10 protein-coding genes are annotated in these 14,211 nt (G+C 72.7%); 3 read left to right on the top strand and 7 right to left on the bottom strand.

Translation table 11 applies throughout. The annotated features are described in order from the left end of the window. Positions 1-11: 11 nt before the first annotated feature. Entirely contained in the window at positions 12-1,004 is a 993-nt protein-coding gene (locus ACRX5W_RS11680) for an AAA family ATPase (RefSeq protein WP_436787958.1), read from the top strand. 148 nt (positions 1,005-1,152) lie between these two features. Here the strand turns inward: ACRX5W_RS11680 and ACRX5W_RS11675 are convergent, their stop codons facing one another. Together ACRX5W_RS11675 and ACRX5W_RS11670 are read right to left on the bottom strand one after the other, a co-directional pair. Further along, complete coding sequence (locus tag ACRX5W_RS11675; protein ID WP_436787957.1) at positions 1,153-3,312, bottom strand: DUF3488 and transglutaminase-like domain-containing protein; 2,160 nt, start codon at positions 3,310-3,312, stop codon at positions 1,153-1,155. Positions 3,313-3,461: 149 nt separating this feature from the next. Next, complete coding sequence (locus ACRX5W_RS11670; protein ID WP_436787956.1) at positions 3,462-4,694, bottom strand: DUF58 domain-containing protein; 1,233 nt, start codon at positions 4,692-4,694, stop codon at positions 3,462-3,464. A 370-nt stretch (positions 4,695-5,064) separates the two neighbouring features. Here ACRX5W_RS11670 and ACRX5W_RS11665 point away from each other — a divergent pair, with 370 nt between their 5' ends. Both ACRX5W_RS11665 and ACRX5W_RS11660 read left to right on the top strand, forming a co-directional pair. Beyond that, positions 5,065-6,669, top strand: coding sequence for a helix-turn-helix domain-containing protein (locus ACRX5W_RS11665; RefSeq protein ID WP_436787955.1), 1,605 nt, complete (start codon positions 5,065-5,067; stop codon positions 6,667-6,669). Between the two features lie 116 nt (positions 6,670-6,785). After that, complete coding sequence (locus ACRX5W_RS11660; protein WP_436787954.1) at positions 6,786-7,766, top strand: hypothetical protein; 981 nt, start codon at positions 6,786-6,788, stop codon at positions 7,764-7,766. Positions 7,767-7,793: 27 nt separating this feature from the next. Here ACRX5W_RS11660 and ACRX5W_RS11655 read toward each other — a convergent pair whose 3' ends face one another. From ACRX5W_RS11655 to ACRX5W_RS11635, 5 genes are all read right to left on the bottom strand, one after another. Then, complete coding sequence (locus tag ACRX5W_RS11655; protein ID WP_436787953.1) at positions 7,794-10,184, bottom strand: protein kinase domain-containing protein; 2,391 nt, start codon at positions 10,182-10,184, stop codon at positions 7,794-7,796. Positions 10,185-10,330: 146 nt separating this feature from the next. After that, complete coding sequence (locus ACRX5W_RS11650) at positions 10,331-10,930, bottom strand: GTP-binding protein (protein WP_436787952.1); 600 nt, start codon at positions 10,928-10,930, stop codon at positions 10,331-10,333. After that, positions 10,911-11,291: a DUF742 domain-containing protein gene (locus tag ACRX5W_RS11645; protein ID WP_436787951.1), complete on the bottom strand. Its 381-nt coding sequence runs from the start codon at positions 11,289-11,291 to the stop codon at positions 10,911-10,913. Before ACRX5W_RS11645 ends, ACRX5W_RS11650 begins: the two co-directional genes overlap by 20 nt. A gap of 9 nt (positions 11,292-11,300) precedes the next feature. Next, on the bottom strand, positions 11,301-11,735 hold the full coding sequence (locus ACRX5W_RS11640) for a roadblock/LC7 domain-containing protein (RefSeq protein WP_436787950.1): 435 nt from the start codon (positions 11,733-11,735) through the stop codon (positions 11,301-11,303). Beyond that, positions 11,732-14,211 (bottom strand): nitrate- and nitrite sensing domain-containing protein (locus tag ACRX5W_RS11635; RefSeq protein WP_436787949.1); only part of this gene is annotated, 2,480 nt, incomplete at its 5' end. The genes ACRX5W_RS11640 and ACRX5W_RS11635, both read right to left, overlap by 4 nt.

The raw sequence follows: 14,211 nt of genomic DNA, 5'->3' as shown, positions 1-14,211 counted from the left end.
GTTGCCCGCCCGTGACGTCCGTGCCCGTGCATTCCAACGGCGCCGCCCCGACCCAGAGCCCGCTCAAGTTGTTCGCCGAGTGCTACGCGGCGCTCGCGGACAACATCGAGCGGGTGGTGAAGGGCAAGCGCGACGTCGTGGAGCTGGCGTTGACCTGCCTGTTCGCCGAAGGGCACGTTCTGGTGGTGGACGTGCCCGGAACCGGCAAGACCACGCTCGCCCGCGCACTGGCCGCGTCGCTCGACGGCTCGTGCCACCGCGTGCAGTTCACGCCCGACCTGCTGCCGTCCGACATCACCGGCGCGTCCGTCTACCGGCAGAACACCGGGCAGTTCGAGTTCCTGCCGGGCCCGGTGTTCGCGAACTTCGTGATCGGCGACGAGATCAACCGCGCGTCACCGAAAACGCAGTCGGCGCTGCTGGAGGTCATGGAGGAGGGCAGGGTCACCGCCGACGGCATCACTCACGAAGTGCCGCGCCCGTTCCTGGTGTTCGCGACGCAGAATCCGGTGGAGACGGCGGGCACATACCCGTTGCCCGAGGCGCAGCTCGACCGATTCATGATGCGGCTCACCGTCGGCTATCCGGACTTCGCGGCCGAGCTCCAGGTCGCCACGGGTGTCATGGGCGCCGCGGTGGAGACGCTGCCGACCATCGCCTCGGCCGCGCACGTCAGCGAGTTCGCCCAGGTCGCGCGCGAACGCGTACGCATCCCGGAGGCGGTCGCCGCCTACGCGGTGCGTGTCGCCATCGCGACGCGCGAGTTGCCCGGCGTGCGTCTGGGCGCCGGGCCCCGAGGCAGCGTCGCGCTGATCCGCGCGGCCCGGGTCCGTGCGGCGGCTGCCGGCCGTGCGTACGTGATGCCGGAGGACGTGAAGGCTCTGGCGGTTCCCGTGCTCGCACATCGCCTGCTCCTCGCGCCTGAGACGGAGTTCGCGGGTGTGACCGACGCCGACTTGGTGACCGAAGTGCTGGGCCGTGTGCCGGTGCCGAAGGCGGCGTAGCACCAACACCAACAGCCCGTTGGACAACGCATCATGATGGTCCGTCACGTCACTGACTCGTCGCGAGCCGAGCGATCGACTCGCGGTCCGTGGCCGGGCGCATCTGGCACCGCAACGCGCCCAGCCGTCCAGGTGCGATACCTCGCTGTCAGATCCGGCTAAGCCGCCACCGTGTGCGGACCGCCGTTGCCGCGCGCGCGGCGATCTCGACCTCGCGGCAGCATCGCCAGGCGAGTCTGGCCCGCGCGCCGTCGTCGGGACGGGCGTCCTCGGGCTCCCCGTACAGCAACTCGTTGTGGATTCCGGCGAGTACGACCAGCGCCTCCCCGGCTCGGTCGCCGAGTCGCCGACGGCCGTACGCCGCGACATCATGCGCCGTCATCGCATCGGCGGACGGCATGCCGATCCGCCGGAGCCGTTCCTCCGCCTGCGCCCACGCACCGAGGATGCGCTGATCGTGAGACCCGCGCCGACGCCGCCTCCGACGCAGCGCGCGAACTCCGCGCGTGCCGAGAGGAACCGCCGCGGCGGCCATCGCGCATGACGCCACCAGCCATGTCCACCAGGGTGATTCGCCGTCGTCGCGAGCCACACCCTGGGCGGCGGACGGGCGTTCCGCGTCGCGGATCTGCGCGTCGAGATCGGCTCTGGTCTGCTCTTGCCGCTGCTCGGGCGGTGCGATCTGTTCGGGCCGGGCCTCACCGGGCGTCGATTGCGGTGGCGGCGGAACCGCGTTCGTCGCCTGTCCCTGGTCGGGAGTCGGGAAGAAGGGCACCCACCCGGTTCCCGCGAATCGGATCTCGGCCCACGCGAGGACGTCGCCCGCACGCACTTCCACCACCCCGTCGACGGCCGGCGGCGAACGAAAACCGACCACGACCCGGGCCGGGAGGTTGAGTGTCCGGGCGAGCACCGCGAAGGCCGCCGCGAACTGCTCCGACGTTCCGGTCTTGCTCGTCTCCAGAAAAAACTGCAGGTTGCGGTAACCGTGCCCGGGGACCGCCTCGGGGTCGAACGTGTGGTTCGCGCGCAGCCACTCGGCGAGTCGCAGCGCCTGCTGGTACGGGAACCCGCTGCCCGCCGTGGCCTGCTGTGCCAGGTCGCGCAGCGCCGCGAGCGCCGGGATCTCGCCGCCGGCCGCGTCCTGGGCGGGAAGCGCGGTGTGCCCGGGATCGTCGGCGGCCAGCGCGAACTGCACGCGTTCGGGGTCGTACACCGGCACGTCCGACACCACGGTGTATCGCGTGCCTTCGGTGAAGTCGGCGTCGTCCGCGACCACGCCGCTGTCGCGGTCCACCGCGATGCCGGCGTCATCGCCCGCGAGGTCGACGTCCACGGGCCGTTCCGCGGCCGGCAGCCATGGGCCGGGCAGCCGGCGCAGGGTGATGTCCTGCGTCAACCGGCGGCTGGACGCGGTCGCCTCGGCCGCAGGGGGCACGCGCCCGCCGGACGGCTCAAGGTCCTGGACCGGATGCCAGGCGACTCCGTCGTAGCGGTCGAAGACCGTGACCCGCCACAGTTGGTCGGGGGCGGCGTCGGGCGCCGCGACTCTGAACATGGGCCGGTCCGGGTCGCGAAGCCAGGCCGAGATGCGGTCGAGCGGGCTCAGCCCCCGGACCTCCACGGAAGGCGGGCGGTCCACATGTCCGCGCAGGTCCACGGCCTGCCGGGACGCGCCGGGCAGCACGGCGGATGTACCGACCGCGATCAGCGCGGCCCCGGCCGCGAGCGGAACACCCAGGAGGAGCCTCGCCGCGCGCTCGGGGCCGGCGGGGGAGCGCACGAGGATCACGGCACCCGCCGCCACCACCGCGGCGCACAGCACGGGTGCCTTGGGCGGCTCGCCGCCGATGCCGAGCAGCGGCACGCCGGCCAGGGGCACGACGGCGGGCAGCACCGGGAGGGCGCGTCCGCCGGTGCGCAGCGCGAGTTCGGCCCCCGCGTACCCCACGGCCCACACGGTGGTGAACACCAAGACGAGCAGCCGTGGTTCGGGCGGCGCGGGCAGGATCACGCCGAGCAGCGACGGCGGCGCGTCGACGAGTGCCCGTCCCACCTCGCGCGCCAAAGACGGCGTCGGCAGGGTGCCACCGATGGCCTGGTCGCGGTACAGCGTCGCGCACACGCCCACCAGCGCGCCCAGGGCGCTCAGCGCGGTCGCCGACCACAGCGGATACCGCAGCACCGCCGACACTGCGAAGGCCAGGGCGACCGGGGCGACCGACGCGGCGGTGATCACCGGCAGCAGGGCGTCGAAGCCGAACACCGGCAAGTAGGCCAGGCCGGTACACCAGGCCAACAACGTCACCGTGAGCAGTGACCAGGCTGCGCTCTGCGGGTGCCCGACGGCGGTCTCAACGGGGGAGCCGGCCTCCGGTCGCCGGGCCCGATCGTCTGCCTTCGGGCGGGCGCCGGTGCCGGTCCCTGTGTCCGTCCGGACTGCGGTCCTTGTGATCGTCACCGTCCTGGTCCCCGGTTCCACGCACCGGGCAACTCCGCCAGCGCCGTGATGTCCAGGACAATGTGGCCGCTTCCCGGGCGAGGCTTGCGAGGCTCGCCGAATGCCTCGCTTCCGACGCGCACGACACGGATCCGGTGGAACACCTGCCGCACCGATTCGATCCGGCGCAACACGGTTCCGTCGGCGCCGTCGCCGGTGACGACGACGAGCGAGCCGCCGGTACGGGCGCGCCCCAGCATGCCGAGGGCTTGCCCCAGCGAGCCGGGCGCACCGGGGCGGACGACCGCCAGCGCGTCGAGGATCGCGCCGGTGCCGCCGTCGCCGCCCGTCGGCAGCCATGTGCCGTCGGCCACCAAGCGGACGGGGAAGGCCAGTTGCGCGGCGCCGGAGGCCACCGACGCGGCGACGTCGACCGCGAGTTCGAACAGCGCGCTCTGGGCGTCGGCGGCATCGCCCGGGATGTCCGGGTAGTGCGCGGGGTCCGTGTCGAGCACGACGGTGGTGTGCGGGCGGTTGAGGTCGGCGAGCTGACGGACGATCAACGTCCCTGCCCGGGCGGTGGACCGCCAGTGGACCATGCGCTGGTCGTCGCCGGGGACGTACGGCCGCAGTGCGTGGAAGGCGGACGGAGCGCCGTTCACGGCGTCCGAAGTGGTGCCGTCCAGGTGGGCATCCTGTCCCGACGCGGGCGCGCCGATCGGGACGGTGCACGGCCGTACGACCAGGGCTTCGGCATCGCCGAACGCGTGGGTGCGGCGGCAGAATCCGAACGGGTCGCCGAGGACCAACCTGAGCGGACCCACCGCGATCCGGCCGCGGCGCGGCGTCGGCACCGTGTAGTCGACGGTGGCCGTGTCCCCCGAACCCGGCGTGGGCGCCGGCACGTCCACGGAGACCTCCCCGCACGAATCCACAAGTCGCAGGCCCCGCCGGGCGCGTCGGCCCGTGCGCCGCAACGTGACGGTCGCAGTCGTGTGGCCCCCGCGCGTGGTGTGCGTCGGGGCCAGGCGCCGCGACGCCGCGATGCCGGGCGGGACCAGCGTCCACCCGACGGCGGCGAGCACGGCGAACACCCCGGCGAGTCCGAACGCCACCGGTTCGCGGTAGCCGGCCGCCCAGCCCGCCGCGACCAGGGCGAGTCCGGTGGCCAGCACGCCTTGCCCGGAACGGGTGAGTGCCACGCGGCCGGGTGTCGCGGCCGGTGGTACGCCGCCGTTCGCCATGCGCATGGTGCTCCTCGGGCGCGAACCACTGAGCGTTTGTCGGTGAGCTCGGCTCGGCCGCGTCTTCCCGGCCGGTCTCGCGGACGGCGGGCAGACGGGAATCGTCAACTGGTCCTGAGTCAGACCCTAGGCGCCGCAAGAAAGTTCGGACATACACATTGCGACTGTCCAGATTGCGACGCTCGTCGTGGGCGGCAAACTCCGGTGCGAAATACGGGTTTGGCCGCTGTCGAGGGAGATCCCTCGACTCTTCCGGGGACGCTCCCGCACTCGAACTGGGGTGGCAGACTTCCGAGATGGGGGCTCATTATACGCAATTGGGGGAGTCATGTCTGTTGCCGGTCCGTTCGGCCCGGTCGTGCGAGGGGAGGCAGCCGTGTCCCGCCTGATCGCCGACGGCCGGGACTCCCAGTCGTCCGGCGCGTCCGGATCGTCCGCAGACCGTCCGGAATACGCGGAGTACGTCTCCGCACTCATGCGCTTCACCGATCACGCCGAGGCGCTGCGGTGGCTGGTCCGCCGCCTGGGGTCCGACCTGTGCGGACGGGTCGCGCTGGTCGACATGTCCGGTCCGGCGCCGCGCACCATCGCGGGCGAACTCGGCGACGTGGACCTCCTGTTGTCCCGCGCCGACCTCAACCGCGTCCGCTCCGCGCGGCCGGCCGTCGTGACCGTGACCTCGCGCGGCAGCAGGGTGCAGATCGCGCCGGTGGGCGGCCCCGCGTCGGAGACGATCCTCGCGATCGTCGACCCCCAGCGCCCCGTGGAGGACCTGTGGCCGGCCATTGCGCAGGCGACCTGGCTCATCGGGGTCTACCTGCGGGCCCTGCGGGCCGAGCGCGCCGAGCGCGTCCTCGTCGACGTGCGGATGCGCGTCCGCGAGGCCGTCATCGACATGCTGTGCGCGGGCAACAGCGCCGCCGCCCGGCGAACCGCGGCGGTTCTGCGCCGCAGCCTGCCCGATCCGATCCGGCTGGCCGCGGTGGAAGGGCTGCCCGCCAAGGAGCGTGAGCGGCACCTGCGGCATCCCGAGAGCCTGGGCCCGTCGATCTGGACCTTCCGCACGACGGCGCAGCACGACGCGGTGCTGCTCCTCGCCCCCGCGGGCGACCAGCAGGGGCTGGAGGAAGCGGTCGCACGGGTGACCGCCGGCGGGGGCTGCCGCGTGGGGGTGAGCGCCGTGGTACCCCTGCGTGAGGCCGGGACCGGCGTCGAGCAGGCCCTGCACGCGCTGTACGCGCCGCGCGTCGGACCCGGCAACGGCAACCGCTTCGAGTCGCGGACGAAACTCAGCTTCGCTCTCGGCCCGTCGGCCGGGGCGTGGGCGACACACCTGCTCGGCCCCCTGCTGACGTACGAGCCCCCGCGCCGGACCGCGCCCGACGCCGACGAACTCGTGCGCACTGCCCGCGCCTGGCTGCGGCTGGCCCAACACGCCCCGCGCAACCTGGACATCCACCGGAACACCGCCCGCGACCGGCTGCGGCTCATCGGCGAACTTCTGGGTGCCGACCTGAACCGCATGGCCGACCAGGCCGTGGTGTCGCTCGCGCTGCGGGTGTACGAACAGACGTACATCGCTCCCGAGGCCTTGCGGGCCCCGGCACCGGAGCTGGCCACACTGCTCGACGGTCCCGGTGCGGCGGCGTGGGCGAGCCGCCAGTTGCAACCGCTGCTGTGGCGCGCATCGGACGCCAGTGTGCGAACGGTACGCACGTGGCTCGCCCTTGATGCGAGCATCACCGCGACCGCTGTCGAACTGGGCCTGTCGTCGTCGGCCGTCCGCAAGCGCCTCGCCCGCGTCAGCCGCGAGTTGGGCCGCTCACTCCTCGAACTTCCAGGCGCACGGCACGACTTGTGGCTGGCACTGCTGATCCACGACCGGTCCGTCGCACGCGCATCAGGCCGCATCGGGCCGCCGGTGCCCCGGATCCCCTGTGCCGAGGCGTCGGCCCCACTGCCCAACCGTGAGGTTTCCTGAACCGGATAGACACGGCTCCCCATGCCCGTGTGCCCTGGGCCCAGTCGAACAGGCATGCGGCCCGGGCGGCCGGGCCAGGGCCGTTCGGCCACGACTGATCAAGGCGGGAACAACGGGTGACGACGACGGAACGTGACTGGACGCGTGACGACCCCTACGCCGGACAGGAGTTGCCCGCTCCTCCCGCATGGCTGCCGGATGCCGGCGAGGCGGTCCGCGCGCCGGTCGGGGAGACCGTCGCGGCCGGGGGTGCCACCGCAGCGGCATCCCCGCCGACCGGCGCCTCCTCACCGGCCCCGCCTGCACCGGACCTGACCAAGCGTCAGCCGGAAACGCCCGCCTCCGAGCCCCCGGCCCCACCCGCCGAAGCCCCCGCCGAACCCCCCGGCGAGCCGTCCGGCGAAGAGACGGACTCGGGTGCGGAAGCGGACAGTTGGGAGTACGTACCGCTCGGCATCCCCAACGCCGAAGGCGCCGAACCCCCGGCCGAGCCGCACTACGTGAACCCCGAGATCACCGAACCGCCGCTGACCGTCGCCGAGCCGCCCGACGCCGTACCCGGTCTCCCCGGGCAACACTGGTTCGACGAGGGTCCCAAGGAGCGGCCGTGGCACCTGATCGCCATGGCCGGCTCGCTGGTCCTCCTCATCATCGTGATCGCGGTGATCTTCGTTGCCGGCGGCGACGGCGGCAAGGGCGACAGCACCGCCCAGACCCCGCCCGCGTCGGCGCTGCCACCGCAGGCCATGCCCACCGAAGCCGTCGCCGCCCGCCCGGTCCCCGCCGAGGAGTTGGACGCGCTGCGCCCGCAGGCGGTCGCCGTCGGCGTCTTCGACGGCCAACTCCAGGTCACCTGGGACCCGCCGCGCTCGCCGGGGACGGTCAGCGGCTATTTCGTCATCGCCCAGACCCCGGGCACCGGCGAGGTCGAGCAGCGCCACCTGGTCGAGCGCGACAGCGACCTGACCGTGGTCCTCGACGACACCGACGTCTGCGTGGTCGTCACCACCGTGGTCAGCTCCCCCCAGGGGCTCCAACTCGCCCGCGGCGAACTCGTTTGCCCACCCGCACCCACGAGCGGACCACCCACGCGCTGACCCCGCGGCCTGTACCGCGCGACCGGTTCACCGGATGGTCACGGCATGCAGGACGCCGGCGTCCGTGCCCGCGAAAAGGATGCCGTCGCCGAGTTGCAGCGGTTGTGTGACCGGCGCGCCCGCGGGATAGGTCCACACCGGCTTGCCCTCGCCGCCGACATCGAACGCGTACACGTTCCCGTCGCCCGTCCCGAAATACACCATGGGCAGTTTGACGATCGCCGTGGACAGCGTGGTTCCGCGCGCTTCGAACGACCAGCCGGGCGGTCCGGTCAGCGGAAGGACGTGCAGGGTGTCGTCCGTCCGGGCGATGACCCAGCCGTCCGCCGCGGCACAGCCGAGGACGGTGCCGCCGACGTCGGCCGACCACAGCTCCCTGCCCTGCGGATAGGAGACGCACCGCAGCTTGCCGGCGCCGTTGTCGACGAGGACCACGTCGTCCAGGGCGGCGAGCACGGTGACCACCGGTCCTTTGGTGTCCACGCCGATCACGGTGGTCGAATCGACGTCCAGACCCCAGACGACGGTCGTGCCCACGCCGTAGAGGACGCGGCGCCCCCACCAGATCGGACGGCTGAGGCGGCCCGCGTCCTGGGACTGGCGGAGGCGGGAGCCCTGGTGGTACTCCCTCCCGGAGTTGTCGGTGAACGCGGTGGCCGCGATGAGGTGCAGGCTGCGGTCCTGCGCCCCGACCGCGACCACGAGGCCGCGGCCGGTGTCCCAGACGGATGGTTCGCCGAGAGGGATCCCCGACTTCCACGTCCAGTCCCAATACGTCGCACTCCGGACGTCCGACTGCCGCCGGTCGAGGCAGTACAGGGTTCCGTTGCCGGTGCCGACGTACAGCGCGCTCTGCGCGTTCCCGACGACGGGCCCGGGGACGCCGTCCAGGGCGTACGCGGCCTGTTCCTCCCCCGAGCCCGCGTCGAGCGCGTGGACCGTCGTGTCGCCGCCGTTCACGTACGCGGTGTTCTCGACGGCCGTGATGTTCCAGCGCTGCACCCTCCCGCCCGGAGCGGGGAACGTCCACGACTGCGTGGGGTCGAGCAGATTGACGGCGTGCAGCGGTCCGTCGGCGCTGCCGACGAGCACCCGTTGGCCGGCAAGCACGGGCGGGGACACGATCGGCCCCTGCGCGGAGAAGGCCCACAACTGGCGTTCGGGTTTGGGCGGTCCGCTCGGCGGCGGCGAAGACGGTTGAGCGCCCGGCGACGAAGAGTCGCGCACGGCCGCCCACACGGCAGCGCCCGCGCCCGCGGCCAGAAGCACGCCGCCGACACCGAGCAGCGCCTGGCGCCGTGACGGCCCGCGCGCCGGGCTTCGTGGTTCGACGGCGGGCCGGGTGTGTGGGTTCGGTGGGAAGCCCGGGGGCGGCGGGGTGGCATGCCCCCGAGGGGGCCCGGCAACGGCGTGGTCCGTGCGGGCCGCACGACCCACTGTCGCCGGGAGTTCGGCCGGTCGCGGCGGAGGCCCCGACTGCACCGGGATCTGATGGATCCCGGTGTCCCGGGCCGCGTCCAACGCCTGGACGGCGATCGCCAGGATGTCGTGTGCGAGTTCGGTCGGCAGCCAGCGCGCGTCCAACTCGGCGCGCGGCGGATCCACAGCATGTGCACCCGAGTTCGGAATCCCGTCGAGCAACGCCCCGACGGGCGGCCGGTCTTCGGGACGCTTGGCCAGGCACGCCGAGACCAGTCCCCGGTATGCCGTGGGCAGACCCGTCAGATCCGGCTCGCGCAACGTCATGTTCCCCAGCACCTCGGCGAACGTCCCCCGCCCGAAGGGCGGTCTGCCGGTGGCGGCGAACGCCACGACCGCTCCGTACGCGAAAACGTCACTCGCCGGGCCGTACGCGCCCTCAAGCTGCTCAGGCGCCATGAACCCCAGCGTGCCGACGGCGTGGCCGCTCCGGGTCAGCCGGCTCGCATCCGGCACCAGCGACACACCGAAGTCGATGACCCGCGGCCCCTCGACCGCGAGCATGACGTTCGACGGCTTCAGATCGCGGTGCACCAGCCCGGCGGCGTGGATGCCCCGCAGCGCCACCACCAGACCACGGGCCAGATGACGCAGCGTCCCCTCGGGCAGCGGACCGCGCCGCTCGACCGCCGTTCCCAGCGTCAGCCCGGGAATGAACGTCGTGGCCAGCCACGGGACTTCGGCGTTGGGATCGGCGTCCAGCACGCGGGCGGTGAACGCTTCGTCCACCGCGCGCGCCGCACTCACCTCACTGGCGAACCGCCGCCGGAACTCGGCCTCCTGCCCAGCGTGCAGGTCGAGCCGCAAGACCTTCACCGCGACCGTGCGGCCGTCCGCCCCACGCCCGAGGTAGACGTGCCCCATGCCCCCGCTGCCCAGCCGCCCGAGCAGCCGGAACGGTCCCAACTGCTGCGGATCACCCGGTCCCAAAGGCTGCATGACTCCCCGTCCGCCGTGGGACCGTTGCCGTCCACCGGGTCACGTGCGCTCGCCGTAGGATCTCACGGGTGTCGCGGGGGGCGCCGTCGGAACGTGCCTACTTCACACCGGGCATTTTTCCGCCGAACCGCCCGGGTATCGCGGTGTCACCTGGCTCCGCCGGCCGGGGTGTGGGCGGCCAGGACGTGTTCCATGAGCGCGGTCATGGCCAGCTTGCCCGAGTCGCGGACGCGGGCGTCGCACATGACGACCGGGACGTGCGGGTCGAGATCGAGAGCGTCGGCGACCTCGTCGACACCGAACTCGCACACGCCGTCGAAGCAGTTGACGGCCACCACGAACGGCAGGCCCCGCAGTTCGAAGTAGTCGACGGCGGGGAAGGCGTCCGCGAGGCGGCGCGGGTCGGCCAGGACGATCGCGCCGAGCGCGCCGAGCGCCAACTCGTCCCACATGAACCAGAACCGGTCCTGACCCGGAGTGCCGAACAGGTAGAGCACGAGCCCCCGGTCGAGGGTGATCCGCCCGAAGTCCAGCGCGACGGTCGTGGTGGTTTTGCCCTCGACGCCGGTCAGGTCGTCGATCCCCAGGCTCTCCTGGGTGATGAGTTCCTCGGTGCGCAGCGGTGTCACCTCGCTGACCGCACCGACCATGGTGGTCTTGCCCACCCCGAATCCGCCGGAGATCAGGATCTTGACCGCCAGGGGCAGGTCGGGGCCGAACGAGGCGTCAGATCCGCCGAATGCCATCGAGAACCGCCTGGAGTACGTGGATGTCCGGGGCCTCCGCGAGCGCGATCGGTGCGCGTGTGCGGATGGCCCCCATGTCGAGCAGGTCGCCGAGCAGGACCTTCACCACGGTCGCGGGAAGGTTCAGCTTCGCGGAGATCTCCGCGACGGACAGCGGACTGCCGGTGCAGAGCCGCAGGATGGACCGGTGCTCCGGCTCCAGGCCGGGCAGCGCGTCGTCCTCGCCCGCGTTGATGATCAGGGTGATGAGGTTGAACTCGTCCCGGCTGGGGCGCGTCCGGCCGCCGGTGGTCGCGAAGGACCGGACGACCGGTCCGGCGTCCTCGTCCCACCAGGTGTCGTCGGCGTTGTCGGGGGCCATGGCCCGGCCTCAGCCCGATTGCCGCGGGTCCGCGACGGCCCGGCGCGGCGCCGCGGCGAGGAAGTCGCCCACCTGCTTGACGATGAGGTTCATCTCGTAGGCCACCAGGCCCACGTCGATGTCCGCCTCGCCGAGCAGGGCCAGGCACGCCCCTCTTCCGGCGCCGGTGACGAACAGGAAGACCCGTTCCAGCTCGACGATGGTCTGCCGGACCTGGCCGCCGTCGAAATGCCGGCCCGCGCCGCGCGCGAGGCTTTGGAACGCCGAGGCGACCGCCGACATGTGCTCGGCGTCGTCCCGGTCGAGACCGCGGGACTTCCCGATCAACAGGCCGTCCGCCGAGAGCACGATGGCGTTCCGTGTGCGCGGGACCCGCCTGACCAGATCGTCCAGCAGCCAGTTCAGCTCGGCGTTGTCGCTCGTCGCCGACGTCGTCGTACTCATCGCAGTCCTTGTCCGTCAGGGTCGTCGGGCATGCCGTGGCGGTACGGGGAATCGCCGTCGTCCGCGTGGCGCCCCGCTTCCGTGCGGCCCTTGTACGAACCGCGTTGGAAGGCCGCCATCATGCGGCGGGCCTCCTCCGCGGGGCGGTGCTCAGGTCCGGTGTCCGGCTGCGCCGCACCGGAGTCCGCGGACCGCAGGAGCTGCGGCTGCAAACTCGCCTGGCGCACCCGTCGCGGGAGCCGGCGGCCGGACGGGGCGCCGGCTTCCCTCGCGGACCGGCCGTCGGCCGCACCGGCGGTCACGATCGGCCGCGGCCGGTCCGCGGAGGGGGCCCCGGCCGTCGGCGGCCGGCCGGGGGAACGCGCCGGCACTGTGGACGTCGGCGGACGCCCCGGGTCGGCCGGTCCCGGCAGCGGGGCGACCGTGGCCATGCGCGTTTGGGCGGGGAGGGCGTTCACCGGACGCCGGGCTGCGGCGGCGGCAAAGGGGTGTTCGCGGCCGGGCTCGCCGTCGTCGCCGAGGGCGGAGTCGTCGGCGACGGTGTGCGCGTCGTCGGTCAGCAGCCGGGGTGGCAGCAGTACGACCGCGGAGGTGCCCCCGTACGGCGACGACCGCAGCTGCACCGAGATGCCGTGCCGGAGTGCGAGGCGCGCGACCACGAACAGCCCGAGGCGGGTGTCCGTGGTGAACCCCATGACGTTGAACTCCGGGGTCTCGCGCAGGAGTCGGTTGGCCTCCTCGCGCGCCTCGGGGGTCATGCCCAGGCCGCGGTCCTCGATCTCGATGCCGAGGCCGTTCGGCACCAGTTCCGCGCTGACGCGCACCTCGGTGTGCGGCGGGGAGAAGGTCGTCGCGTTCTCGACGAGTTCGGACAGCAGGTGCATCACGTCGCCCGCGACCGGGCCTGTGAGGGCGGTCTCGGGAACCGCGGTGAGCTTGACGCGCGAGTAGTCCTCGGTCTGCGACGCGGCACCACGCAGAACTTCGGCGAGGCGGACCGGCCGCCGCCAGCGGCGGGCCGGCATCGTTCCGCCGAGCACCGACAGGTTCTCCGCGTTGCGCCGCATGCGGGTCGCCAGGTGGTCGATCCGGAACAACTCGGCGACCAGGTCCGGGTCCTCGTGCTTGCGCTCCATCGCGTCCAGCAGGGCGAGTTGGCGGTGCACCAGGCCCTGCGTGCGGTGGGCGAGGTTCAGGAACACGTGGTTGACGCCCTGCCGGGTCTCCGCCTGCTCGATCGCGGCCCGGACGGCGATCTGCTGGGCGTCGTCGAACGCACCGGCGACCTCGCCGATTTCGTCGTGTCCGTGGTCGAAGTCGGTGGTGACGTCGGCGAGTTCCACCTTGTCACCACGCTTGAGCCGTTCGACGACGTCGGGAAGCTGCTCGCCCGCGAGGCGCCGGGTGGAGTCGCGCAGGCCGTGCAGGCGCCGGATCAGTGCCCGCGAGACGAACACCGAGATCAGCAGGGCCAGGACGATCGAACCCAGGGTCAGGGCACCGACCAGGATGACCGAGTTCGTCAGCTCGTCGACACGTTCCTGGCCGAAGTCCTCCGCGAACCGGACCTGGTTCAGCGTCAGTTCCTGCAACTGCGCGGTCACCACGGGCAAAGCCGCCTGCCACGCCGCCGCGTCGATCGCCACCTTGCCGTTGCTCGCGGACGCCGACGTCTCCGCCTTCGCGAGTACGGCCCACTCCGGGCTCGCGGTGATCCGCGCGTAGTGCTCCGCCTGGGCGCCGCGCAGGCGAGGCTGTACGAACGACCACTGGGCCCGCTGGGCACCCACAAGCTGGTCGAACTGCGCGCGCAACTGCGGCGTCATCCCGGCCGGCGACGCGAGCGCGGACGTGAGCACCGCGTTCTGCCGCGAGAGGTATTCGAGGGCGCGGAACAGCGCCGCCGCCGTCGAACCCTCGTTCAGGGTCCGGGTGTCCTTGGTCAGCCCCGCCTCGGCCTCGAAGTAGCTCATCGCCACCGCGAGGGCGTTCGTGTAGAACTCGTACGCGGCCTCGGCGCCCGGCTGCCTGGCGTCGACCTGGTGGCGGAACTCCGGCAGCGCCGCCAGACCGGCCGCGATGCGGCCGAAGATCGCCTTCAGCTCCGGGGGGTTGCTCTCGACCACCGGGCCGGCCGCCTCCTGCATGACCGCGAGAGCCTGGTCGGTGGCACCGCGCGCCTGGTCGAGGCGGGCCCGGTCGCCCCGGGGCCCGGCCAGGAACTCCATGCTCAGGCGGCGTTCCTCCTGCATCGCGACCATCGCCATCTCGCTTTTGACGCCCACCCGCTGGACATCGTGGAGGGTCTGGCGCAGGTCGGACGCCTGCTCGTAGCGGCTGCTCGTGTAGGTGACCCACAAAGAGACCAGCGCGATGCTCGGCACCAGCACCAGCACGACGATGCGGGCCCGGATCGACCGCAGCCCCGGCAGACCGGAACCGCCGCGGCGCCGACGGGACTTGGGGGCGCCGCGAC

The organism is Yinghuangia sp. YIM S10712 (genome assembly GCF_051388935.1).
Taxonomy (GTDB): Bacteria; Actinomycetota; Actinomycetes; order Streptomycetales; family Streptomycetaceae; genus Yinghuangia.
Note: the sequence above shows the minus strand (reverse complement) of the source record. Positions and strands in the feature narration are given on the sequence as shown.

Excerpts from the sequence above, each read along its gene's own strand:
- ACRX5W_RS11670 (WP_436787956.1), bottom strand. The coding sequence starts at position 4,694 with ATGCGCATGGCGAACGGCGGCGTACCACCGGCCGCGACACCCGGCCGC.
- ACRX5W_RS11655 (WP_436787953.1), bottom strand. The coding sequence starts at position 10,184 with ATGCAGCCTTTGGGACCGGGTGATCCGCAGCAGTTGGGACCGTTCCGG.
- ACRX5W_RS11650 (WP_436787952.1), bottom strand. The coding sequence starts at position 10,930 with ATGGCATTCGGCGGATCTGACGCCTCGTTCGGCCCCGACCTGCCCCTG.
- ACRX5W_RS11645 (WP_436787951.1), bottom strand. The coding sequence starts at position 11,291 with ATGGCCCCCGACAACGCCGACGACACCTGGTGGGACGAGGACGCCGGA.
- ACRX5W_RS11640 (WP_436787950.1), bottom strand. The coding sequence starts at position 11,735 with ATGAGTACGACGACGTCGGCGACGAGCGACAACGCCGAGCTGAACTGG.